The 21,955-nt window shown below is 68.4% G+C and carries 26 protein-coding genes; 20 read left to right on the top strand and 6 right to left on the bottom strand.

Translation table 11 applies throughout. From position 1 onward, the window contains the following. Window positions 1-43: 43 nt before the first annotated feature. From ychF to FEZ32_RS13420, 10 genes are all read left to right on the top strand, one after another. Window positions 44-1,117 (top strand): redox-regulated ATPase YchF, encoded by a 1,074-nt coding sequence (gene ychF, locus FEZ32_RS01130; RefSeq protein WP_138679705.1) that lies wholly within the window; start codon window positions 44-46, stop codon window positions 1,115-1,117. 92 nt (window positions 1,118-1,209) lie between these two features. After that, window positions 1,210-1,530, top strand: a complete 321-nt coding sequence (locus tag FEZ32_RS13750; protein WP_028702686.1) for a HigA family addiction module antitoxin — start codon at window positions 1,210-1,212, stop codon at window positions 1,528-1,530. Window positions 1,531-1,819: 289 nt separating this feature from the next. After that, window positions 1,820-2,080: a type II toxin-antitoxin system Phd/YefM family antitoxin gene (locus FEZ32_RS01120; protein ID WP_028702687.1), complete on the top strand. Its 261-nt coding sequence runs from the start codon at window positions 1,820-1,822 to the stop codon at window positions 2,078-2,080. Then, a complete protein-coding gene (locus FEZ32_RS01115; protein WP_028702688.1) occupies window positions 2,081-2,335 on the top strand; it encodes a Txe/YoeB family addiction module toxin in 255 nt (84 codons plus the stop codon). It abuts the gene before it with no gap. Between the two features lie 249 nt (window positions 2,336-2,584). After that, window positions 2,585-3,124, top strand: coding sequence for a GNAT family N-acetyltransferase (locus FEZ32_RS01110; protein ID WP_138679704.1), 540 nt, complete (start codon window positions 2,585-2,587; stop codon window positions 3,122-3,124). A gap of 266 nt (window positions 3,125-3,390) precedes the next feature. After that, window positions 3,391-3,756: a hypothetical protein gene (locus FEZ32_RS01105; protein ID WP_154655309.1), complete on the top strand. Its 366-nt coding sequence runs from the start codon at window positions 3,391-3,393 to the stop codon at window positions 3,754-3,756. A gap of 28 nt (window positions 3,757-3,784) precedes the next feature. After that, a complete protein-coding gene (locus FEZ32_RS01100; RefSeq protein ID WP_138679702.1) occupies window positions 3,785-5,680 on the top strand; it encodes an ABC transporter ATP-binding protein in 1,896 nt (631 codons plus the stop codon). Between the two features lie 16 nt (window positions 5,681-5,696). After that, a complete protein-coding gene (locus FEZ32_RS01095; RefSeq protein WP_138679701.1) occupies window positions 5,697-6,296 on the top strand; it encodes a histone deacetylase in 600 nt (199 codons plus the stop codon). A gap of 86 nt (window positions 6,297-6,382) precedes the next feature. Then, entirely contained in the window at window positions 6,383-6,760 is a 378-nt protein-coding gene (locus FEZ32_RS13425; protein WP_051238192.1) for an iron chaperone, read from the top strand. Continuing rightward, entirely contained in the window at window positions 6,757-7,284 is a 528-nt protein-coding gene (locus FEZ32_RS13420; RefSeq protein ID WP_175415686.1) for a methylated-DNA--[protein]-cysteine S-methyltransferase, read from the top strand. The genes FEZ32_RS13425 and FEZ32_RS13420 overlap by 4 nt, the downstream gene beginning before the upstream one ends. Window positions 7,285-7,379: 95 nt before the next feature. Here the strand turns inward: FEZ32_RS13420 and FEZ32_RS01085 are convergent, their stop codons facing one another. The 3 genes from FEZ32_RS01085 to FEZ32_RS01075 form a co-directional block, all read right to left on the bottom strand. Then, window positions 7,380-7,946, bottom strand: coding sequence for an isochorismatase family protein (locus FEZ32_RS01085; protein WP_097799193.1), 567 nt, complete (start codon window positions 7,944-7,946; stop codon window positions 7,380-7,382). A 285-nt stretch (window positions 7,947-8,231) separates the two neighbouring features. Next, the gene (locus FEZ32_RS01080) at window positions 8,232-9,464 is read right to left on the bottom strand and encodes a sensor histidine kinase (RefSeq protein WP_138679699.1); all 1,233 of its coding nucleotides are present in this window, start codon (window positions 9,462-9,464) and stop codon (window positions 8,232-8,234) included. Between the two features lie 44 nt (window positions 9,465-9,508). Then, window positions 9,509-9,688: a hypothetical protein gene (locus FEZ32_RS01075; RefSeq protein WP_138679698.1), complete on the bottom strand. Its 180-nt coding sequence runs from the start codon at window positions 9,686-9,688 to the stop codon at window positions 9,509-9,511. A gap of 181 nt (window positions 9,689-9,869) precedes the next feature. On the opposite strand from FEZ32_RS01075, the gene FEZ32_RS01070 reads away from it, so the two are divergent. From FEZ32_RS01070 to FEZ32_RS01055, 4 genes are all read left to right on the top strand, one after another. Further along, entirely contained in the window at window positions 9,870-10,595 is a 726-nt protein-coding gene (locus FEZ32_RS01070; protein WP_201270068.1) for a response regulator transcription factor, read from the top strand. A gap of 77 nt (window positions 10,596-10,672) precedes the next feature. Next, window positions 10,673-12,190, top strand: coding sequence for an MFS transporter (locus tag FEZ32_RS01065; RefSeq protein ID WP_138679697.1), 1,518 nt, complete (start codon window positions 10,673-10,675; stop codon window positions 12,188-12,190). A gap of 12 nt (window positions 12,191-12,202) precedes the next feature. Further along, complete coding sequence (locus tag FEZ32_RS01060; RefSeq protein ID WP_138679696.1) at window positions 12,203-13,057, top strand: CHAD domain-containing protein; 855 nt, start codon at window positions 12,203-12,205, stop codon at window positions 13,055-13,057. A gap of 194 nt (window positions 13,058-13,251) precedes the next feature. After that, window positions 13,252-13,662 carry a hypothetical protein gene (locus FEZ32_RS01055; protein ID WP_138679695.1) on the top strand — a complete coding sequence of 137 codons (411 nt, stop codon included), beginning with the start codon at window positions 13,252-13,254 and terminating at the stop codon, window positions 13,660-13,662. A 120-nt stretch (window positions 13,663-13,782) separates the two neighbouring features. Here the strand turns inward: FEZ32_RS01055 and FEZ32_RS01050 are convergent, their stop codons facing one another. Continuing rightward, window positions 13,783-14,415 (bottom strand): HAD-IA family hydrolase, encoded by a 633-nt coding sequence (locus FEZ32_RS01050; RefSeq protein WP_028702698.1) that lies wholly within the window; start codon window positions 14,413-14,415, stop codon window positions 13,783-13,785. A gap of 97 nt (window positions 14,416-14,512) precedes the next feature. On the opposite strand from FEZ32_RS01050, the gene FEZ32_RS01045 reads away from it, so the two are divergent. Together FEZ32_RS01045 and FEZ32_RS01040 are read left to right on the top strand one after the other, a co-directional pair. Next, window positions 14,513-15,145 (top strand): peptidyl-tRNA hydrolase, encoded by a 633-nt coding sequence (locus FEZ32_RS01045; protein ID WP_138680805.1) that lies wholly within the window; start codon window positions 14,513-14,515, stop codon window positions 15,143-15,145. Window positions 15,146-15,172: 27 nt separating this feature from the next. After that, complete coding sequence (locus FEZ32_RS01040) at window positions 15,173-15,691, top strand: glycine cleavage system transcriptional repressor (RefSeq protein ID WP_138679694.1); 519 nt, start codon at window positions 15,173-15,175, stop codon at window positions 15,689-15,691. Between the two features lie 77 nt (window positions 15,692-15,768). On the opposite strand, the gene FEZ32_RS01035 is transcribed toward FEZ32_RS01040, so the two are convergent. Continuing rightward, entirely contained in the window at window positions 15,769-16,575 is an 807-nt protein-coding gene (locus FEZ32_RS01035; protein WP_138679693.1) for a hypothetical protein, read from the bottom strand. 301 nt (window positions 16,576-16,876) lie between these two features. Here FEZ32_RS01035 and FEZ32_RS01030 point away from each other — a divergent pair, with 301 nt between their 5' ends. From FEZ32_RS01030 to tpx, 3 genes are all read left to right on the top strand, one after another. Next, window positions 16,877-17,866 carry a PQQ-dependent sugar dehydrogenase gene (locus FEZ32_RS01030; protein WP_244937881.1) on the top strand — a complete coding sequence of 330 codons (990 nt, stop codon included), beginning with the start codon at window positions 16,877-16,879 and terminating at the stop codon, window positions 17,864-17,866. Between the two features lie 68 nt (window positions 17,867-17,934). Further along, window positions 17,935-18,906, top strand: coding sequence for an aldo/keto reductase (locus FEZ32_RS01025; protein WP_138679691.1), 972 nt, complete (start codon window positions 17,935-17,937; stop codon window positions 18,904-18,906). Window positions 18,907-19,059: 153 nt separating this feature from the next. Further along, window positions 19,060-19,563 (top strand): thiol peroxidase, encoded by a 504-nt coding sequence (tpx, locus tag FEZ32_RS01020; RefSeq protein ID WP_028702703.1) that lies wholly within the window; start codon window positions 19,060-19,062, stop codon window positions 19,561-19,563. Between the two features lie 156 nt (window positions 19,564-19,719). On the opposite strand, the gene FEZ32_RS01015 is transcribed toward tpx, so the two are convergent. Continuing rightward, window positions 19,720-20,850, bottom strand: a complete 1,131-nt coding sequence (locus FEZ32_RS01015) for a nucleotide sugar dehydrogenase (protein ID WP_236082648.1) — start codon at window positions 20,848-20,850, stop codon at window positions 19,720-19,722. Between the two features lie 141 nt (window positions 20,851-20,991). Here FEZ32_RS01015 and FEZ32_RS01010 point away from each other — a divergent pair, with 141 nt between their 5' ends. After that, complete coding sequence (locus tag FEZ32_RS01010) at window positions 20,992-21,918, top strand: alpha/beta fold hydrolase (protein ID WP_138679690.1); 927 nt, start codon at window positions 20,992-20,994, stop codon at window positions 21,916-21,918. Window positions 21,919-21,955: the final 37 nt, after the last annotated feature.

The raw sequence follows: 21,955 nt of genomic DNA, 5'->3' as shown, positions 1-21,955 counted from the left end.
GCCGGGGCCAGGCTCTGCGAGGCCGCCGGTAAGATGGCGCGACGTGGCACTCACCATCGGAATCGTCGGCCTCCCCAATGCCGGCAAGTCAACCCTGTTCAACGCACTGACCCGCAACGACGTGCTGGCGGCGAACTACCCGTTCGCGACCATCGAGCCGAATGTCGGGGTGGTCGGCGTCCCCGATTCGCGGCTGGACGTGCTGACGAAGATGTACAGCTCGGTCAAGACCGTTCCCGCCACGGTGTCCTTCGTCGACATCGCCGGGATCGTCAAGGGTGCCAGCCAGGGGGAGGGGATGGGCAACGAGTTCCTCTCCAACATTCGCGAGGCCGACGCGATCTGCCAGGTGACCCGCTGCTTCGAGGATGACGACGTCACCCATGTCGACGGGAAGGTCGAGCCCTCCTCCGACATCGAGACGATCACCACCGAACTGGTGCTGGCCGACCTCCAGACCCTCGAGAAGCAGCTGCCCAAGCTCGAGAAGGAGGCGGCGATCCGCAAGGAGTCGCGGCCCCGCGCGCAGGCCTGGGAGGAGGCCCAGAAGGTCCTCGAGGAGGGTCGGACGATCTACTCGGCAGGGCTGGACCCCGAGCCTCTCCACGACCTGTTCCTGCTCACCACCAAGCCCTTCATCTACGTCTTCAACTGCGACCAGGATCAGCTCGCCGACGAGGATCTCAAGGCGAGGATGGCCAAGATCGTCGCCCCGGCCGAGGCGATCTTCCTGGACGCCGAGTTCGAGGCCGAGCTGGCCGAGATGGAGCCCGAGGACGCCGAGGAGTTCCTCGCTGACGCCGGGATCACCGAGCCCGGGCTGGACAAGCTGGCACGTGTCGGCTTCGACACCCTGGGTCTGCAGACCTTCCTCACCGCCGGTGAGAAGGAGTCCCGCGCCTGGACGATCCACAAGGGCTGGACCGCCCCGCAGGCCGCCGGGGTGATCCACACCGACTTCCAGAAGGGATTCATCAAGGCGCAGGTGGTCTCCTTCGACAACCTGGTGACCTATGGCTCCGAGAAGGAGGCCCAGGCGGCCGGCAAGCTCCGGCTGGAGGGCAAGGACTATGTCATGCAGGACGGTGACGTGGTCGAGTTCCGGTTTAACGTCTAGCGTTCATGACGGTGACCGTCGTGGTCAGCACAGCATCCGCATCAACGCGCAATGGCGTCTCTGCTTCGTCTGGGGAGAGGGAGGTGCGGACAGTGTCAAACTCGTCGACTACCGCTGAGAGCGACCTGATCGAGCCGATCCATCCGGGAGAGATCCTGATGGAGGATTTCATCGAGGGCTTCGGGATCACGCAGAACAAGCTCGCGGTGTCGATTGGCATTCCGCCGCGGCGAATCAACGAGATTGTGCACGGCAAGCGTGGCATCACTGCGGACACGGCGATCCGGCTGGCGCGGTACTTCGGGACGTCCGAGGAGTTCTGGATGAACCTGCAATCGAACTACGAGCTGCGCATGGAGCGGCGTGCACTGCGGGACACCGTCGCGTCAATCACACCACTGCGGGGCGCATGAACGATTTCTCCGACTACGCGCCTGGCTTGCACTCGTCAGGTCCTGACTATCCCTCGAAACGCGTTCAGCCTAGCCGGACGATGCCGATGCGCTTGCAGCCATCTTGGCTGTGCGCACAGAACCGGTTTTCAGCGTGATCAACGCGAGGAACGGGGTCGAGTTCCGTCACCGAACAACGTCATCGGGTATTCGGGTATGACGTGGCGGACAGGTCCTGCGCGCCGTCGACCATCGACGCACCAGTGGTACCATAATCTCGTACCAGAGACGCACGAGGAGGATCGTGATCATGTCTATCAGTGCCAGCGAGGCGCGCAGGACGCTGTTCCCGCTCATCGAGCGCATCAATGAAGACCGCGAGGCCATCGAGATCGTCTCCCGCAAGGGCAACGCAGTGTTGATGCCCGCCGACGAGTACACGGCCTGGCAGGAGACGGCCTATCTGTTCCGCTCACCTGCGAATGCTCGGCGACTGCTCGATGCCTACGAGCGTGCCCGCGCTGGGAAGGTCGAGACGCACGCCCTCGACCGTGCGGACGAGGATGCTTGAGTGCGGCTGGTCTGGGACCCGTCTGCATGGGAGGACTACACGCACTGGCAGACCATCGATCGTCGCGTGCTGAAGCGAGTCAACACGCTCATCGACTCCTGCCTTCGTGAGCCGTTCGCGGGTATCGGGAAACCGGAGCAGTTGAAGTATGGCGCGCAGGGGGCATGGTCGCGCCGTATCACCGATGAGCACCGGCTGGTGTATCTCGTCGACGGGGACGACCTCGTGATCCTCCAGGCCCGCTACCACTACTGAGCTGAGCCTGGTCAAGTGCTGCCTTGATGCGTGACGTGTGTGACTGTGGAGACTCCGACATCTCCCACTGAGAAGTGAGTCTCCCGGACCTGGCCCGGCTTGAACGGGCTGCCTCCCTCTCCGAACAGTGGGCGGGCCGCACCCTTACCGGGTAGATGCGACTAGGGCAGGCTCAGTACGGACCATACAAGGTGGAGATCGTTGACTACCACTGACAGGATCAAACCGAATCACACGGTGGGAGGTCACATGACCGGACAACAGGCGCAGATACCACTGCTCTTGCGCGAGCCGCTGCCGGGGGACGAGGTCTCTGTGCGGGCAGCTCAGGCCGAGCTCGCCGCAGAGGACTTCGACTTCATGCTCGGGAAGAAGGGGCAGTCCTGGAGCGAGTATCTGCGCGACACCGATCGGGTCCGCCGTGGCGTGGGACTCGCCGAGGGCAGAGTGCCGGCCACGATGCTCGTCGCGGTGGTCAGTGAGCAGATCGTCGGCCGTGTCCACATGCGTCATGCACTCACGACCTCGCTGCTGCGCGAGGGCGGGCACATCGGATTTGCGGTTCGGCCCGCCTTCCGCCGTCTCGGATATGGATTGGAGATGCTGCGCCAGGGCCTGGAGATCCTCAGCGGTCTGGGTGTGGAGCGGGCGCTCGTCACCTGCGATGACGTCAACCGGGGATCGATCGGCGTCATCGAGTGCAATGGTGGCGCACTGGAGAACACCGTGACTCTCGAGAACGGACGGTGCGAGCGCCGGTACTGGATCAGCACGCACCGACGCGATTGAGCTGCTCGACATCGGGCTGGTGACGACTCCTCCAGTACCCTTCGACCATGACCCAGCACCCTTTGGCCCCGGACGCGCCCGGCCAGCCGGGGCCAGGGGCCTCCCCATGGCAGCAGCCCTACCCAGGGATGGCTCCCCAACAGCCGGCCTTGCCGTACCTGGCCGCGCAGCTGCCCCAGCGGTATCCGACCCCGCGGTATCCGACCCCGCGGTATCCGACCCCGCAGTATCCGAGCCCGCATCCGGCGCTGCCTCCGATGGGCGCCGTGGATCTCACGATCCAGGGTTCCGTGATGACCTCGAACATGATCACCCCGACCGTGGTCATCAACGGCCACCACATCGGTGCTCACTACGGATGGCAGAGGATCACGGTGCCCGCCGGCCCGGTCCACGTGGACGCCTTCGCCCAGTGGACGCGCACCTACGGCCAGGCATCCCTGGACTTCCAGTTGGCTGCGGGTCAGTGCGTCCCGGTCTTCTACGCCGCACCCATGCACCAGTTCTCGACCGGTTCGATCGGGCATGTCAGGCAGCAGCGCAAGGGCATGGGCCCGTTTCTCATCATCATGGCCGTCCTGGCGGTCGTGCTCGCGCTTGTCGTGACTCTGAATCTTCGGGCTCTGGGTTGATCTGGGACCCGGTTCCTATCATTCGGGCATGAGCTTCCCTGGCATGGTCCGTACCGGCGGGATGCGGCGGATCGACGAGACCGCCCAGCGCGCCATCAACGCCCAGGCTCCCCGGATCGAGAACCTGCGCGGTCGGGCGATGAGCCTGTTCGCTCCCTATCGGGGCCGCATCGCGGTCACCTGCATCATCGTGGTGGTGAGTGCGGGACTGGGAGTCATCCCGCCGCTGCTGGTCAAGAGGGTCTTCGACGAGGCTCTCTTCCCACCCGGCGGTCATCCGGTGATGGGTCTGTTGGCCGGACTGGTGGCGGCGATGATCGGCTTCTACCTGCTGGCGGCCGCGCTCAACGTGTTCCAGACCTGGCTCACCGCAACGGTGGGCAACTCGGTGACCGGCGACCTGCGGGTCAGGCTCTTCGAGCACCTCCAGGAGATGGAACTGGGGTTCTTCACCCATACCCGCACCGGCGTCATCCAGTCACGGCTGCAGAACGACGTCGGCGGGGTCTCCAGCGTGCTCACCTCCACCGTCACCTCGATCCTCGGCAATGCCGTCACCGTGATCGCGTCCCTGGTGGCCATGGTGCTCATCGACTGGCGCCTCACCGTGGTCGCCGTCATCCTGATGCCCGTCCTGGTCGTGGTCCAGCGCAGGGTCGGTCAGATCCGCGCCCGGATCGCCGGCCAGACCCAGGAGTCGTTGTCCGAACTCACCGCGATCACCCAGGAGACGCTGTCGGTCTCGGGAGTGCTGCTCGCCAAGTCGTTCAACCGGCAGGCCGCCGAGGCCGCCCGGTACCGGACCGAGAACCGGAACCAGGTCGGTCTGCAGGTCCGCCGTGCGATGAGCGGGCAGAGCTTCTTCGCCGTCGTCCAGGTTCTGATGGCGTCGGTGCCGGCCATCATCTATCTGCTCGCCGGATGGCTGATCATCGGCGGCTGGTCCGGTCTCACCGCCGGCGCCGTGGTGGCCTTCACCACCGTCCAGGCGAGGCTGCTGAACCCGCTGGTCGGCCTCATGCGGGTGACCCTGGAGGTCCAGACCTCCCAGGCCCTGTTCGCCCGGATCTTCGAGTACCTCGATCTGGTTCCGGCGGTCCGCGACAGGCCCGACGCCTGCCCGGTCGCCGAGGCCCCCGGACCCCGCGGGCGCATCGTCCTGGACGCCGTCACCTTCCGGTACCCCGACGCCGCCCCCGGCTCCAGGCCGACCCTCGACGATGTGAGCCTGGTCGCCGAACCGGGTCAGCACATCGCCCTGGTCGGACCCTCGGGATCGGGGAAGTCCACCATCCTCTCCCTCATCTCACGGCTCTACGAGGCCTCCGAGGGCCGTGTCGTCTACGCCGGTGCCGATGTGCGCACCCTTCAGTCGGCCTCCCTGATCGACGACATCGGGATCGTCTCCCAGGAGACCTACCTCTTCCACGCGAGCATCGCCGAGAACCTGCGCTACGCCCGGCCCGGGGCCTCCGACGAGGAGCTGATCGAGGCGTGCACCGCCGCCAACATCCACCACGTCATCGTCGGCTTCGAGCACGGCTACGACACCGTGGTGGGGGAGCGCGGGTACCGCCTCTCCGGAGGCGAGAAGCAGCGCATCGCGATCGCCCGGGTCCTGCTGAAGGATCCGCCGGTGCTCCTCCTCGACGAGGCGACGTCCTCCCTCGACACGGTCTCCGAGCACCTGGTCCAGGAGGCGATCGACGCCCTGGCCCACGGCCGCACCACGCTGACCGTGGCCCACCGGCTGTCGACTGTCGTCGACGCCGACCTGATCCACGTCATCCGGGACGGCCGCATCATCGAGAGCGGCGGCCACGCCGACCTGATGGCCCGGGGCGGGCTCTACGCCGAGCTGGCCGCCCAGCAGCTCGCCGGGGGTGTCGCCATCCGAACACCGGCGACCGGACGGACGTCGTGAAGCACACTGGACCGCGATGAACGCCGATCATGTCTGGTACGTCAGTTACGGGTCGAACATGAACGCGTCCCGGTTGGCCTGCTACCTCCAGGGTGGCCGGCCGCCCGGTGCGCGGGTCAGCTACCCCGGAGCCCGCGACCACACCCCGCCGGTCGCCGACGCCGCGGTGATGCTTCCCGGGCGGCTCTTCTTCGCCGGCACATCCTCGGTCTGGGGAGGCGGGATGGGCTTCTACGACCCCGACGGCCAGGGTCCGACACCCGGTCGCGCCTACCTCATCAGCACCGAGCAGTTCGTCGACGTCGCCACCCAGGAGATGCACCGGGAACCGGGAGGCAGCAGTCCGCTGGAGGCGGTGGTGAGGGCCGGGGTGCCCGGCGGTCGCCATGTCGCGGGCCCCGGCCGCTACGAGACCCTGGTCCGGGTGGGCCAGCGGGAGGGGGTCGCGATGCTCACCTTCACCTGTCCCGAACGCGCAGCGGATCTGGTGCCCAACCAGCCCGAGCAGCGCTACCTGCGGATGCTCAGCGAGGGCCTGTCCCAGGCCCACGGCTGGAGCGCGGCGCGCTGCCGGCGGTACTTCGCCAGCTGCGGGGTCGACGACGCCGTCGCCTGAGGCCCCTCTCCGGACACCCGGGGCGGAACCCTCTGCCACCTAGAGTGGTCCGGGACCGTCGCCGGCCGGACAACAGGAGGACCACGATGGCTCAGGCCAGACGCGCGAACGTCTCTGACTACTACTCGAAACTGCCCGGGGTGGCCCAGCCGCACCTGGGCGAGCTGCGACGACTGTGCCAGCAGGAGCTTCCCCGTGCCGAGGAGGTGCTCCACTGGAACACCCCGGCATTCGTCCAGGACGGCACCCGGCTGGTGATGCTGCAGTCCTTCAAGAAGCACGCCTCACTGAGGTTCCCCACCCGGTACTTCTCCACCGTGGCGGAGGACGTCGCCTCGGCGGGATTCGATGCCGGAGCCGGCTTCATCAAGCTGCCCTACGACACCGGGCTTCCGGTCGATCTGCTGAGTCGGCTCATCGCCGGGCGCCGCGACGAGTTCGAGTCCACCGGGGCGGCGTGGTGAGCGCCGGGACCGAGGCCCTCGAGGCCTCCTACCGCATCCTCCAGACCCCGATCGGAGCGCTGCTGGTGGCCTCGACCGGCCGGGGACTGGTCCGGATCGCCTTCGACAACGAGGACTTCGACGAGGTGCTGGACACACTCTCGCGGACCCTCGGCGCCGGCCTGAGTCAGAACCCGGAGCGCCTCGAGGACGCCGCCCGGCAGATCGATGAGTACCTCACCGGGGGGCGACGGACCTTCGACCTGACGGTCGACCCGACCGTCCTGGTCGGGTTCCGGGGCGCCGTGCAGGCCGATCTACCCGCAATCGCCTATGGCACCACGGCCACCTACAGCCAGGTCGCCGCGCGACTGGGCCGGCCTCGCGCGGTGCGGGCGGTCGGCAGCGCATGTGCCACCAACCCCGTGCCCCTGGTGCTGCCCTGCCACCGGGTGGTGCGCAGCGACGGCCAACTGGGCGGCTACCGCGGCGGGCTGGCGACCAAGGCCTTCCTGATCGCGCTGGAGGCCGACACGGCACGCTGAACCCAGCGGGTGCGGCCGGCCCTGGTGCCGGTGTGCGTTCTGTCGGTCCTCGTCGTGTCGGTTCGCAGCCCTGCTGGTCCTCCTTCTGGCGGACCTCAGGCCTGCCACTGGATGCCGGCCCCGGCGAACTCCTGGATCACCGCCGGGACGGCGTCGGGGTGCACCGCCGCGGTCAGGGGGCCCAGAACCCGGGTGGAGAACCCCTCGTGGGCGGCATCAAGTGCGGTGGCCCGCACGCAGTAGTCGGTCGCGATGCCGCAGACGTCGACCCGGTCGATGTCGTGGTCCCGCAGCCATCGCGCCAGCGTCACCCCGTCGTCACCACCGCCGATCGTGCCCTCGAAGCCTGAGTAGGCGGCCCGGTAGGAGCCCTTGTCGAAGACGGCGTCGAACCGGCTGCCCCCCAGCGCGGACTGGAACTGCTGGCCGGGAGTACCCACCACGCAGTGCGGCGGCCAGCTGTCGATGAAATCGGGATGGTCGGAGAAGTGATCGCCCGGGTCGATGTGGTGATCGCGGGTGGCGACCAGTGCGCTGTACCCGTGGTCGGACTCCAGCAGCCGGGCGACCTTCGCAGCCACAGCGCTTCCGCCGTCCACCCCCAACGATCCGCCCTCGCAGAAGTCGACCTGGACGTCGACGACGATGAGTGCCGTGGCCATGAGCTCTCCCAGTCTGGTGACAACAGTCAGGAATGAACCTAGTCGGGCCGGTCAACCGGTCGGGTCGCTCAACCGGTCCCGCCGGTCGGGCGACTGCAATCGCCGGCCGAGGCTGACCGAAAGTCGGGTCCGGGACCGGCAAAGTCCGGACGAAAGTTGCTTGTCAGATGGCCTTCGAGGGAGTTGAGTGGGTGGTGTCGGGTCCCTGGCCCGACGAGGGATCTGGGGACTACGGCGTCCCGGTCGGCCAGCCGTTGGTCGACCAGGACGCGCGTGGCCGGAGCCTCAGGCCGCGAGATCCTCGGGCAGACTCAGCGTCGCGATCCAGCCATCCCTGCCGGGCGCCGGTTGGGCCGACACCGAGCAGTGCAGTTCCTCCGCCTTCTCCCGAAGGCCACGAATTCCGAGCCCTGTGGACACGTCGAGTCCGGCCCTGGCCTTCTCGATGGTGTTGCTGAGGGTGATCTGCAGGACGCCGGAGCAGGTACTCGCGCGGATCGTCACCCGTGAGCCCAGCCCGCCGTGTTTGACGGCATTGGTGACCGCCTCGCTGAGGAACCGTTCCAGCAGGAGCCGATGATCCTCCGGGGGAATCAGGGAGGCCGCGTCGGGACTGATGCTGATGGTCACCTCGTCCCCGATCGCCTCCAGATCCTGGGCCGCGTCGGTGATCATCGTCTCCACGGGCTCGGCCCGTCGGGCGCCCGAGACGGGCACCGGTGATCCGATGACCGGGTCGCCCTCGCCGTCGAGCAGGCGCAGCACCCGCCTCAGTTCGTCGAGAGCCTTGCGGCTGGTGGTCTCGATGGTCTCCAGCAGGGCCGCGTCCTGATCGGGATCCTGCTGGTGGCTCTGCCGCCTGGTGCGAGCGGCCGCCAGGGCGGCGATGATCACGGTGAGCTCGTGGGCGACGTAGTCGTGCATGTCGTGGGCCAGACGCTGGCGCTCGTGCTCGGCGGCCTGTTCGGCCTGCTTCTGGATGGCGGCGATGCGTCTGTCCTGGAGACGCCGTTCGGCCCGGGACCCGAGCAGGGCGCGCAGAGCCATTCCCAGGGCCGTGCTGGCCGAGAGCAGGAAGGCACCGGTCCACAGGATCGGCACCGGGGGGTGGTGCCACTGGATCCACCGGATCGCGACTCCGATGGTCCCCACCACCATCACGACACCGTTGACGATGATGAATGGCAGGGTGCAGGTGGCGGTGACGGCCACGCACACCAGAGGGCCCACGAGTGCGAGCAACGCGATGTTCCCGCTGCCTACGCTCACCGGCACCGCGAGCCAGGCCAGAACCGCTCCCATCCTGGGGAACCAGCACACGATTCCCAGAGCAGCCGAGCACAGGAGCAGACGGAGAAAATCCGAGTACGAGCCGGCAGAACCTAGTCTCGTCGACGCCCCGACGAGATCATCCATGTTGAACAGCAGGGCGAAGCAGGACACCACGATGGCCACCGGGCGCGGCACGCGATGAGAAACTCGCCAGAATCCCTCTCGCGCAGCCGCGTCCGATGTCATGTCCTGTGACGTCCTGTCAGTCAGTCTCGCTCGGCGAGCTCAGCTCACCTGCAGAATGCAGGCAACCAATAGCACATCATCGAGTTGAGCCCCTGGGTCGAGACCGTCGAGGTGGATCCCCGATTGGAGCTGACCGGAGCGGCATTGGCCGGCAGTGCCCCGAGGCCCAGGGAGGCGCCGAGCAGGCAGGCGGCGACGATGGAGGAGAGTGAACGACGTCTCATGGCAGTTTCTCCTGTGCTGTTGAAAAAGATCGTGAAAGGGAGTTCTTCGGAACCCGTGATTCGTGGGGGCGTCCCGCTTCGATGGCCCACCCGGCGCGAGTCGTTGTGAAGAAGCTATCACCCGGAAGAAGGGATTCTCCCTCTGCCGCTCCCATCTGCACCCACCCGATACGCTGAGCGCGTGGGGAAGCTGAGAATACTTGTCGTCGACGACGATCCGGTGCTGCGTGAGGGGCTCGCTGCGCTGCTGCGGTTCGACCAGGGTCTGGACACCGAGGTGGTCGGGACGGCCCGAGACGGTCAGGAGGCTCTGGTCCGCTGCATCGCCGATCCGCCGGACGTGGTGGTGATGGACATCAGGATGCCGCGGATGAATGGCATCGAGGCCACCCGCAGAATCGTCCGGGAGCATCCCGAGATCAAGGTGCTGGCCCTCACCACCTTCACCACCCAGGAGTACGTCGCACCGATGCTCGCGGCAGGGGCGAGTGGCTACCTGGTCAAGGACAGCACCGATGAACTGGTCGGGGCGGTCCAGGCCGTTCTCACCGACGAGTTCTACATCTCCCCGAAGGTCTCCAGCGTCCTGGTGAGAATGGCGATGGATGACCAGTCCAAGACGTCGACTGCCTCTCCCGAGGCGTGCGGCGGGCCCGGACCAGACCTCGATCCGCCGACGCGTCACCGCCCGATTCTCACCGATCGTGAGGAGGAGTCGGTGCGGTGGCTGGCTCACGGATACTCCAATGCCGAGATAGCCTCCGCCATGGGGGTCTCGGTCGGGTCCATCAAGGGCTACCTCGCCCGGGCCGCTGAGAAGATGGGGGTGCGCGATCGCGTCCAACTCCTCATCCTGGCGACCCAGCTCGGCATGGTGACCCCGCGGATCGACGACGAAGGGCTGTGACCCCGAGGCGTCTCTTCGGAGACACCGCTATTCGGAGACGCCACAGGGACAGCAGCGACACGGCAGGGGAGCACATCATGGGAACCACAGATGACTCGGGAGTCGCAGCGCAACCGGGGCAGACCGGCGGCCGTCGACGCCTGGAGGTCTCCGACGTCACCGTCGTGAGGCCCGAGGTGCTGAGGAGGACACTCGCCGGGACGATCGTCGGCAACCTCATGGAGTGGTACGACATCGGGGTCTACGGCTATCTCGCCGTGATCATCGGGAGGATGTTCCTGCCCGGAGGATCCACCACCGCCCAGAACCTGTTCTCCCTGGGGGTCTTCGCCGTCACCTTCATCGCACGGCCCCTCGGCGGGGTGGTGCTCGGCCAGTTCGGCGACCGGATGGGCCGCCAGAAGGTGCTGGCCTTCACCCTGCTCATGATGGCCTCGGCCACCTTCCTCATCGGCATCCTGCCGGACTACGCGAAGATCGGCTTCTGGGCGCCGATCCTGCTCATCGTGCTCAAGCTCCTCCAGGGGTTCTCGACCGGCGGGGAGTACGCCGGCGCCACCACCTTCCTCACCGAGTTCGCCCCCGACCGGCGCCGCGGATTCCTCGCCTCGTTGCTGGACGTGGGTTCCTACCTCGGATTCGCATCCGGAGCGGCGGTCGTCTCGATCCTCCAGCTGACACTCTCGCCCTCCTTCATGGAGGGGTGGGGATGGCGCATCCCCTTCATGCTGGCACTGCCCTTCGGCGTCGTCGCGCTGTACTTCCGCTCCCGGATCGAGGAGACCCCGGCCTTCCAGGAGGCGCAGAAACTCCAGGAGAGCGAGGCCGCGACGGGTCCCCGGTCGGTGCGTTCCCTGATCGGCGCCTTCTGGCGGGAGATCCTGGTCGCCATCACCCTGGTGGCCGCCGCCAACACCGCCGGATACGCCCTGACCAGCTACATGCCGACCTATCTCACCAGCACCCTGGGCTATGACGAGACCCACGGCAACCTGCTCACCCTGCCGGTCCTGGTCGTGATGTCTCTGTGCATCCCGCTGGCCGGTGCCCTCTCCGACCGGATCGGCCGTCGCACGGTGCTGCGGATCGCCTCGGTCGGCGGGGTGGTGCTCGCGATTCCGGCCTTCCTGCTGATGATGCACGGGGTGATCTGGTCGACCCTGCTCGGTCTGTTCGTGCTGTCGGTGCCGGTGGCCCTCTACGTCTCCAATCTGGCCTCCTGCCTGCCCGCACTGTTTCCCACCTCCTCGCGCTACGGCGGGATGGGAATCTCCTACAACGTGGCGGCGGCACTGTTCTCGGGAACCGCCCCGTTCATCATGGAGGCCCTGGTGGCGATCACCGGCGAGCCGCTGGCGCCCGCCTTCTGGGTGATCCTCACCTCGATCGCCGGATTCGTCGCGATCTTCTTCCTGCCGGAGTCGGCGCGCCGTCCGCTGCCGGCCGCGATGCCGGCCGTCTCCACCCCGGCCGAGGCCCAGGCCCTGGTCGACGGACAGGACGACGACCCCGACCTGGACGTCGACGAGCTGTTCCGGCGGTTCGACGAGGAGCGAGACGTCACCACATCCGGATCGGCCTCCGGGTCGCGCTGAGGCCGGTCGACGATGTCACGAGTCTCCAGAGCCAGGGTCGCCGCGAGCGTCGAGCGGTACTGGGCCGACCAGGTCGAGCTCATGAGATCCCTGCCCGACGACCTCGCGCAGCGCCAGGCCGACGCCGTCCACGATCTGCGCGCGGCCGGACGCCGACTGCGCGCCACCATCCGGATCTACCGCCCGCTGCTGCACCAGAAGCAGGCGGTCCGGCTGCTCGACGAGCTCAGTCACTACAACGACGTCCTCGGGCGGGCACGCGACGCCGAGGTCGCCACCCAGCACGTCGCCGAGGTGCTGGACGCCGTCCCGGAAAGATCGGAGCTGGCCGGCGCCCGGGATCTGATCGATCGGCTCCGCCAGGAGCAGGAGCGCGCCGCGAGGACGGCCGAGGAGATGGTCCACTCGCCGGCCGCGACCGCGCTGGTCGATGCCCTTGCGACGTTCTGCACCGACCCCTGGCGCAAGTCGGTGGGACGCGGCGGACGGGGACCCGGCCGGTCGCGGATCCTCAAGCGGGTGGCCTGGGCCGAGAGCCGGGCGATGGCCGTCTGGGAGCAGTTGGACGGAGCAGGACTGGTGAGCCCGACGCTGGCTCCCACCCGGCACCGGCTGCGACGCCGGATCAAGGCAGCCCGCTACGCCCACGAGTCCCTCACAGACACCGTGAAGGGCGCTGCCCAGCGCGCCGAGGCCTTCGCCCGGGCCTCCGACGTCCTGGGACAGATGCAGGACGCCGTGGTCCTCGAGGGAGTGCTGGCGGCCGACGGCGGGGAGGCCGCCAGGACGGTCCTGGCGGTGCTGCGGGAGCGCAGTGAACGGGCCGCCGGGCGGGCAACCGCGATCATCGGCGAGGCGCTGTCGTGATCTGCCGCTTCCCGGTCCCACCGGCAGGTCGAGCACGTCTCACCGGCAGGTCGAGCCGGGCTGCCGCGGATCCCCGGATGTGGCACCATTGGCGGTGCGCTCGCTCAGGGCGGGTTTGCGGCCTTCACGGCTCCAGCGCAGGAGGGGTCCACGTGACACAGACTGAACTCGATACTGCGGCGGAGTGATCGGCAGTGTCCCAGTACGCCCCCAATGATGTGCTCTCCCAGCTGGTAGGCGACCGGTTGCGGGCCCTCGAGATTGCGGCCGGAGAACCCCTGCGGCTGGTGTTCAGCAAGCCCGGACGGTCCACCGACCGGGTCCTCAGCAGTCGCGTGTGGCCGAGCATCGAGCGCTCCGGCGGTACCTGGCGCGACGGCGACACCGGATACACGGATCTGCTGCGCCAGCTCATCGGGGCCGAGGTCACCGGCACCCGGGAGCAGAGTCGCAAAGGCCTGCGCATCGACCTCACCCGCGGGCACCTCATCATCAGTCCGAGACGGGCCGACCCCTCGCGGGAGATCGCGCTGCTGTCCGGCTTCGAGGACGGGCGCTGGATGGCCTGGTGGCCCGGCGACTACGCATTCGAGGATCTCGTCTGAGACACCGGTCGAGGATCTCGGCCGTGACTCGTGTCGAGGAGCTCGACGGGGCGATCGGGCTCGCAGGCACCGACCACCGTTCACTCACGCGATCCCCATTCGCTCACTGATCCCGTACCCTCAGCCGATCATCGCCAGCAGATCGGTGAGGGCCGAGATCACGACGCTGCCCTCCGGGAGTCGCGGGACCGGCGTCTCCTCCCCGTCGGGAACCAGCAGGGCGCCGGCCAACCCGGCCGCCGCCGCGGCCTCGACGTCGATCGGCCGGTCGCCGACGCACAGCACCTGGTGCGCAACCAGATGATGGCGTCTCATCAGGAGCAGGTTCATCGCCGGACTGGGCTTGCGCGGAAAGCCGTCGGGGGCGCACACCATGTCGTCGGGTCGCAGCCCCAGGGCGTCGAGCAGCGCCTGGGCGCTCGTCCGGTCACGGTGGGTCGCCACCAGGTTGAGCCCGCCGGCGGCATGGACCGCGGCCATCACCTCCACCGCACCGTCCATCACGGGAGCGGGATGGATTGCCCACCGGTGCTTGAGCGCGCTGTAGGCCTCGTCGAGCCGGGAGCGGTCGACGCCGTGGCGGGTGGCCAGCACATCAATGGCGTGGGCGATCGACTCCGCTCTGAGCAGGGACACCCGGTGGATCTGCTCCGCTGCCGGGTGCGGCCCCCAGACGGCCTCCGCCAGGGCGCGGTCCACCTCCGGATAGGTGTCGATGAGGGTTCCACCCATGTCCCAGATGATCGTGTTCATCACCGACCAGTGTGGCAGAGCGGCGGTGGTGGCGTCCTGCCAGGCACGGGTAGCCTCGGCGGACGTGATGGACGAGGATGAACCCGATCCGTGGGCGATGCAGCTGGTCGTGATGCGCGACCGGCACCTGCCGGCCCGTCAGGTCGACGTCTGCGAGGCGGCGGCCAGAGCCGTGGTCACCCTGCTGGACGACCCCCGCGCGGCCGAGGGCGGACCCTGGTTCCAGGCCGTCCGGCACTGGAACGACGACCGGATCCGCAAACTCGTCCGCCGCGCGGACGGCAAGCGGTGGACCGACGTCCAGGGACTCGACGGGGTCACCGTCGAACAGGCCGGGGTCGAGGGGTTCGGTCCCGCCGCCGTGCGCGCCTTCCCACCCGCCCCGGTTCATCCGCTGCCCAAGATGCTGGACAAGCTGCAGGTCTCCGGCACACATTTTCCCGACGAGGGGACCAGCGCCACCGTCGGCGCCGTCGTGACGATCGAGATCAACCCCGGGCTGGAGATGACCACCGGAAAGATCGCCGCCCAGTGCGGGCACGCCGCCCAGATCGCCCTCCAGACGATGCCTGATGCCGTCCGGGAGGTCTGGCGCGCGGACCGGTTCAGGGTCCGGGTGGTCACCGCCACCGAGCCTCAGTGGCGGGACGCCGGCCGCCCGGTCTCGATCGTCGACGCCGGGTTCACCGAGTTGGACGGACCGACAGAGACCACCCGCGCCCGGTGGTGAGAACGGCGCCTCCGGTAGCATCTGGGCATGGCACAGCTTCTCCTCACTGCAGTCGGCGAAGATCGTCCAGGAATCGTCTCATCGGTGGCCGCCGAGGTCGCTCAGCACGGCGGGAACTGGCTGGAGAGCCGGATGGCTCTACTGGCCGGGGCATTCGCCGGAATCGTGCTCGTCGACATCCCCGATGACCGGGTCGACGAGTTGCGCACCGGCCTGGCAGGCCTGGCGGGGGAGGGCCTGGATGTCACGGTCACCCCGACCCGGCCGATCGTCCACCCCGACCAGACCATCCTGTCGGTGCGTCTGATCGGCCATGACCGGCCCGGCATCGTCAGCCAGGTTACCGGGGCGCTGGCCGGATTGGGAGCCACCATCGACGATCTGGACACCGGGGTGCGCGACGCCCCGATGGGTGACGGGGTGCTGTTCGAGGCCTCGGCGAAGGTCAGGCTCACCACCGCCACCACCGTCGACGACCTGCGGGCCGCCCTGGAGGCGATCGCCTCGGAGCTGATGGTCGACATCGACATGGTCGAGGCGGACTGACCGGATCCCAGGGACTCAACCGGCCCGGACCCCAACCGGCGGCCCGGACCCCAACCGGCGGCCCGGACCTCCTGTCGTCAGGGCCTCGACCCGCGCCAGGTGTGGGTGCTCTCGGCCTCCACCAGCTGATCCCTGAAGCGACGACGGAAGCCGGGTGAGCCGGCACGATCGTCGTCGCGCTCCCGGACCATCCGGGTGCGGGCGTTCACCAGTACGCAGTTGCTGCAGATGTAGTTCATCGGGAGCTGCCAGATGAGGCAGCAGGAGGACCGGACGAAGGGACCGCGGGGAGTCCCCGAACCCACCAGGTCCGGTGTGGTCAGCAGATCCGCACGCAGCCGTGCGGCGCGCTCGGACAGGTCGGGGCGTGCCGCCGCGATCACCCCGCAGGCACCGGCCACCGCGGCGGCGACGTCGCCGATGAGGACCTTGCGGGACAGCCCGAAGACCTGTGCGATCACCGACACCAGGGGAAGGACCAGACCGTCCAGCGCCGCTGCCGGATCGGCGTCGACCGGTGCGCGGGTGGTGGCCAGCGGGATCAGCCCCCGCTCGACCCTTCGCAGCCAGGTGGTCTGCGGATCGGGGACCAGCGTCGCCGCGTCCAGCACGGCCGCTCCCAGCACCGGGGAGATCAACCGGGAGAACAACCCCAGAGCCATCGTGGAGGCCACGGCCCGGATCTGACGGGGCGAGGTACCCACCCCGCCGATCGCCAGCCGGGTGTTCTCTACCCTCTCCCACAGCACCGGCGGCGAGGACATCGCCGACAGGGGTATCCAGTCACCGGGCCCCCGATGACCGACGAGTTCGAACCCCGGCCCGAAGACGTCGGCGGCGAAGGATCTGGCCGCAGCTCCTCCGCCTGCACCCTGATCGCTCATCGTGGCTCCTTCCGGGAGGGATCGCTGCGAAGAGGCACACCGGAGGGACAGCAGATCCACAGCCGAGGCCCGGTACACTGCCTGAATGGTAGGCCGCCGCACCGTCATCGCAGCGATTCCCCTTCTTCTTCTGGGAGCCTGCACCAGACCCTCCACCAGCACCTCCACGGTGTCGCCGACACCCTCGGACCCCGCCACCTCCGAGGCGCCCCCGCCATCGTCCGCCGGCCCCTCGGGCTCGCCCTCCGCCTCGGCCGGTGGTTCGAGCGCATCGGCGCCCCCTGCGAAGGGCTCCGCGTCGGTGGTCCGCACCCTGGCGACCGGACTCAACGTGCCCTGGGGAATGGCCCGGCTGCCCGGCGGTGATGTCCTCGTCACCTCCCGGGACACCGCCGCCATCACCCGCGTCGCGGTCAGGAACGGTGCGACAACGGCCCTGGGCACCGTCTCGGAGTCGGTGAGCAACAAGAACGCCGGCGGAGAGGGCGGACTGCTCGGGATCGCCGTCTCCCCGCGATTCGCCTCCGACCGGCAGATCTTCATCTACCACTCAACCGACTCCGAGAACCGGATCGCCCGGCTGCGTTACGACGAGTCCGCCGCCGCCGGACGCCAGCTGTCCGGCTACACCGCCGTGCTGACCGGGATCCCCCACTCGAGCAACCACAACGGCGGCGGGCTGGCCTTCGGCCTCGACGGCTCCCTGTTCGCCAGCACCGGCGACGCCTATCAGCCGGCCCACTCCCAGGACCGCGGCAACCTGGCCGGCAAGATCCTCAGGATCACCCCGCAGGGCCGCCCCGCCTCCGGCAACCCGTTCGGCGGGTCACCGGTGTGGACGATGGGTCACCGCAACGTCCAGGGCCTGGGATGGGACCGGGCCGGCAGGATGTGGGCCTCGGAGTTCGGCGAGAACAAGGCCGATGAGCTCAACCTCATCCAGAAGGGCCGCAACTACGGCTGGCCGGTCGTCGAGGGTCGGGGAGGAGACGCCCGCTTCACCGATCCGGTCGCCCAGTGGGGGACAGACGTGGACTCCCCGAGCGGCATCGCCGTCGCCGGCGGGTCGGTGTGGATGGCGGCCCTGCGCGGACAGCGGCTGTGGCGCATCCCGCTGGACGGCACCCGCCCGGTGGCCGCCCCGCAGAGCTTCCTGGACGGCGCGCACGGCCGGCTGCGCAGCGTCCTGGCCCTGGACGACCAGACCCTGCTGGTGGGCACCAGCAACACCGACGGCCGCGGCGACCCGCGGTCCGGCGACGACCGTCTGCTGGAGCTGCGGATCAGCTGATCTGGGGCGGTGCGATATCAATGAGGCATATCAATGATGTCGACACGTCAACCACTTCAGGAGTGCACATGGTTCATCTCGCCGGAAAGACACTGGACGTCCGCCCCCTGGCCCTGGGTGGAAACACCTTCGGCTGGACCAGCGATGAGAAGGAGTCGTTCGCGGTCCTCGACGCCTTCGTCGCCGCCGGTGGCGCCCTCATCGACACCGCCGACGGATACTCGGCCTGGGCGCCGGGCAACAAGGGTGGCGAGTCGGAGACGATCATCGGCCAGTGGCTGAGGGCCAGAGGCAGTCGCGACAAGGTGATCATCGCCACCAAGGTCGCCACCCACCCCCAGTTCAAGGGCCTGGCGCCGAGCACGATCGCCGCCGCTGCCGACGCCTCGCTGGCACGACTGGGCACCGACCACATCGATCTGTACTACGCCCACTTCGACGACCCCTCCCAGACCGTGCTGGACATGGCGACCGCCTTCGACCAGCTCGTGCGGCAGGGCAAGATCGGCCACATCGGGCTGTCGAACTTCTCGGTGGCCCGGGAGCGCGGGTGGTTCGAGGTCGCCGAGCGCGAGGGACTCGCCCTTCCGGTCGCCCTGCAGCCTCAGTACAACCTGCTCCACCGCGGGGATGTGGAGGGCGGCGACGGCTACGGCGCCCTGGCGGCCGAGAAGAACCTGGCGCTCTTCCCCTACTTCTCCCTGGCCTCCGGGTTCCTCTCCGGCAAGTACACCAGCGTCAAGGACCTCAGCGGTGCCGCGCGCGGCGCGATGATCTCCGACTACCTGTCCGACGAGACCGCCACCCGGGCCGCCTTCGAGGTCATCGACGTGGAGCGGCAGATCGCGGCCGGCCACCATGCCGAGGTGACCAGCGTCTCGCTGGCCTGGCTGCTGTCGAAGGGAGTCACCGCCCCGATCGCCTCCGCCCGAGTGCCCGGTCAGCTCTCCGCCCTGTTCGCGGGGACCGAGCTGACCCTCGCCGATGACGAGGCCGCGGCTCTGGACAGGGCCTCCTCTCCCTTCGTGGGTCGCCCCTGACGCCGACGGCGGCCCGCTCGGGGCTGTGCGGTGACTGTCGGGACGGTGTGGTGACTGTCGGGACGGTGTGGTGACTGTCGGGGCCGGGCGCCGGGTGTTCGTCTGCGGCGCAAGGCGTTGCGGCCCGACAGCGGAGTCACAAGAATGGGGATCATGGCCGAAACTAAGTTCCAGGGAAATCCCATTCACACCATCGGACAGCTGCCCGAAGTGGGGTCGGTGATCCCCGCGTTCACCCTCGTCGGATCCGATCTCAGCGACGTCACCAGTGACTCGCTGAAGGGCACCAGGCTCATCCTCAACATCTTCCCGAGCCTGGACACCGGCACCTGCGCCACCAGCGTCCGGGTCTTCAACAAGAAGGCCGCTGAGGTTCCCGACGCCACCGTGCTGTGCATCTCCGACGACCTGCCCTTCGCCCAGGCGCGGTTCTGCGGCGCCGAGGGGATCGACAACGTCACCACCGCATCGGGATTCCGCTCCTCCTTCGGCAATGACTTCGGGGTCACGATGACCGACGGCCCGCTGAGGGGCCTGCTGGCCCGCTCGGTGGTCGTCGTCGACGGTTCCGGCACCGTCCTCTACACCCAGCTGGTCTCCGAGATCGCCAAGGAGCCCGACTACGAGGCGGCCCTGGCGGCTGCCAAGAAGGCCTGAACCGGGTCCTCGCGGCGCTGACCCGACCTTCCCCCCGTCAGCGGGGGGAAGGTCGGGTGGTGACGCAGCAGCGGGGCGGGGGAGCCAACCAGAGGTTGGCTCCCCCGCCCCGCTGTCGGTCTGCCGGGACCCGGTCCGCGGTCCCGGCCCGAGAGATCAGTCGCTGCCGAAGAGGTCCCTGGTGTAGACCTTCTCGGCGACGTCGGACAGCTCCGGGGTGATCCGGTTGGCGACGATGAGGTCGCAGTCGCGCTTGAAGGCGTCCAGGTCGTGGGTGACGGTCGACCGGTAGAAGTCCGTGCCCTCGAAGGTGGGCTCGTAGACCACCACCTCGATCCCCTTGGCCTTGATCCGTTTCATGACTCCCTGGATCGACGACGACCGGTAGTTGTCGGAGCCGGCCTTCATCACCAGTCGGTAGATCCCGACCCGCTTGGGGTCCCGGGAGACGATGTCGGCTGCGACCCAGTCCTTGCGGACCGTGTTGGAGTCCACGATCGCACCGATCAGAGTCTGCGGGACGTCCTGGTAGTTGGCCAGCAGCTGGCGGGTGTCCTTGGGCAGGCAGTAGCCGCCGTAGCCGAAGGAGGGGTTGTTGTAGTGGTCGCCGATCCGGGGATCCAGGCACACCCCGTCGATGATCTGGCGGGTGTCCAGTCCGCGCTTGGCCGAGTAGGTGTCCAGTTCGTTGAAGAAGGAGACCCGCATCGCCAGGTAGGTGTTGGCGAACAGCTTGGTGGCCTCGGCCTCGGTGGAACCGGTGAGCAGCACCGGGACGTCGGTGTCGGCGGCTCCCTCCAGGAGCATGTCGGCGAACTTGCGGGCCCGCTCGTCATGGCCGCCGACGATGATCCGCGAGGGATGCAGATTGTCGGCCAGGGCCTTGCCCTCGCGGAGGAACTCCGGGGAGAAGATGATGTGCAGGCCCGGGTGCTCGGCACGGGTCTGCTCGGTGAACCCGACGGGGACGGTCGACTTGACGACGACGGTGGCCTGCGGGGCCAGCTCCTCCACCTGCTTGATGACGGCGTTGACCGAGGAGGTGTCGAAGTAGTTGGCCTGGGGGTCGTAGTTGGTGGGGGTGGCGATCACCACGTAGTCGGCGCCGGGATAGGCCTGGTCGGCCGCAACGGTGGCGCGCAGGTCGAGGTCCCGGTCGCCCAGGAACTCCTGGATCTGGGGGTCGACGATGGTGGTGTGGCCGGCATTGACCAGATCCACCCGCTCGGCGTCGATGTCGACCGCCACCACCTCATTGTGCTGGGCCAGCAGGACGGCCATCGCCATCCCGACGTAACCGAGTCCGGCAACCGCGATTCTCGTCTTCACCATGTACTCCCCTGGGGATGGTTTGTGCGCCCCGTTGATGTAGGGCGAAAGTCTAGGGGACCCGGGCGGTGAAGGTGCGACTCCGAATAGTGTGGCGGCATGGACTGCATCACACTGGTGGCCGATGACGGTGCCGATCTCGACGTGCTGGTCTGGGAACCGCCGGGCGAACCCAGAGGGGTCGTGCAGATCGTCGTGGGGATGTGCGAGTACGCGGCCCGTTACGACGAGTTCGCCCGACGGCTGGCCGCCGACGGCTGGCTGGTGGTGGCCGGCGAGAACCGCGGCGAGGGCCCCAGAGCCCTGGTGGCCGGCGAGCTCGGCCAGCTGCCCGATCGTGGCTTCCACCAGCTCCTCGACGACATGTCGACGGTCATCGACCACTTCCGCACCGGGCCGCACCCGCTGCCCTGGGTGCTTGTCGGCCACTCGATGGGGTCCTTCCTGGCTCGCATGATGGCCGCCCGGCGGGGCCGCGAGATCGCCGCCCTGGTGCTGGTGGGCACCGGCGGTTCCCTCGGCCCGGTCGAGTCGGTGGGCATCGGGATCGCCGAGGTCGAGGTCGCCCTGGGCGGGGAGGACCGTCCCAGCCGCCTGATGAACCGCCTCACCTTCGGCACCTTCAATGCCGGCTTCAGGCCCGCCCGGACGAGATTCGACTGGCTCTCCCGCGACCACGCGATGGTCGACAGGTACCTGGCCGATCCGTTGTGCAACTACATCTGCAGCGCCGGGTTCTACCGCGAGCTGCTCATCCTGATGAGGTCGGCCAACAGCGTCGACGTGCTGCGGGCGACCCCTCCCCAGCTGCCTGTCGGCCTGTTCAGCGGGGCCGCCGACCCGGTCGGCTCGGCCGGTCGCGGGGTGCATCAGGTGGCCCGCCGACTGCGCGCCAGTGGGGTCCGCCGGGTCGATGTGGTGCTCTATCCGCAGGGTCGCCACGAGATCCTCAACGACATCAACCGCGGCCAGGTCCACGATGAGATCTGCCGGTGGATCGACGAGACGGTGGGCGTCACGGTGTGAGCCCGCTCACACCTGCGCCGGTCGGGCCGCGGACCGG

It is taken from the genome of Acidipropionibacterium jensenii (assembly GCF_005890135.1).
Lineage (GTDB): Bacteria > Actinomycetota > Actinomycetes > Propionibacteriales > Propionibacteriaceae > Acidipropionibacterium > Acidipropionibacterium jensenii.
Note: the sequence above shows the minus strand (reverse complement) of the source record. Positions and strands in the feature narration are given on the sequence as shown.

Bases quoted from the DNA above. Each gene is read 5' to 3' on its own strand.
- FEZ32_RS01120 (WP_028702687.1), top strand. From the start codon at position 1,820: ATGTCTATCAGTGCCAGCGAGGCGCGCAGGACGCTGTTCCCGCTCATC.
- FEZ32_RS01110 (WP_138679704.1), top strand. From the start codon at position 2,585: ATGACCGGACAACAGGCGCAGATACCACTGCTCTTGCGCGAGCCGCTG.
- FEZ32_RS01100 (WP_138679702.1), top strand. From the start codon at position 3,785: ATGAGCTTCCCTGGCATGGTCCGTACCGGCGGGATGCGGCGGATCGAC.
- FEZ32_RS01095 (WP_138679701.1), top strand. From the start codon at position 5,697: ATGAACGCCGATCATGTCTGGTACGTCAGTTACGGGTCGAACATGAAC.
- FEZ32_RS13425 (WP_051238192.1), top strand. From the start codon at position 6,383: ATGGCTCAGGCCAGACGCGCGAACGTCTCTGACTACTACTCGAAACTG.
- FEZ32_RS01085 (WP_097799193.1), bottom strand. From the start codon at position 7,946: ATGGCCACGGCACTCATCGTCGTCGACGTCCAGGTCGACTTCTGCGAG.
- FEZ32_RS01080 (WP_138679699.1), bottom strand. From the start codon at position 9,464: ATGACATCGGACGCGGCTGCGCGAGAGGGATTCTGGCGAGTTTCTCAT.
- FEZ32_RS01075 (WP_138679698.1), bottom strand. From the start codon at position 9,688: ATGAGACGTCGTTCACTCTCCTCCATCGTCGCCGCCTGCCTGCTCGGC.
- FEZ32_RS01065 (WP_138679697.1), top strand. From the start codon at position 10,673: ATGGGAACCACAGATGACTCGGGAGTCGCAGCGCAACCGGGGCAGACC.
- FEZ32_RS01060 (WP_138679696.1), top strand. From the start codon at position 12,203: ATGTCACGAGTCTCCAGAGCCAGGGTCGCCGCGAGCGTCGAGCGGTAC.
- FEZ32_RS01050 (WP_028702698.1), bottom strand. From the start codon at position 14,415: ATGAACACGATCATCTGGGACATGGGTGGAACCCTCATCGACACCTAT.
- FEZ32_RS01045 (WP_138680805.1), top strand. From the start codon at position 14,513: ATGCAGCTGGTCGTGATGCGCGACCGGCACCTGCCGGCCCGTCAGGTC.
- FEZ32_RS01040 (WP_138679694.1), top strand. From the start codon at position 15,173: ATGGCACAGCTTCTCCTCACTGCAGTCGGCGAAGATCGTCCAGGAATC.
- FEZ32_RS01035 (WP_138679693.1), bottom strand. From the start codon at position 16,575: ATGAGCGATCAGGGTGCAGGCGGAGGAGCTGCGGCCAGATCCTTCGCC.
- FEZ32_RS01025 (WP_138679691.1), top strand. From the start codon at position 17,935: ATGGTTCATCTCGCCGGAAAGACACTGGACGTCCGCCCCCTGGCCCTG.
- tpx (WP_028702703.1), top strand. From the start codon at position 19,060: ATGGCCGAAACTAAGTTCCAGGGAAATCCCATTCACACCATCGGACAG.
- FEZ32_RS01015 (WP_236082648.1), bottom strand. From the start codon at position 20,850: ATGGCGATGGCCGTCCTGCTGGCCCAGCACAATGAGGTGGTGGCGGTC.
- FEZ32_RS01010 (WP_138679690.1), top strand. From the start codon at position 20,992: ATGGACTGCATCACACTGGTGGCCGATGACGGTGCCGATCTCGACGTG.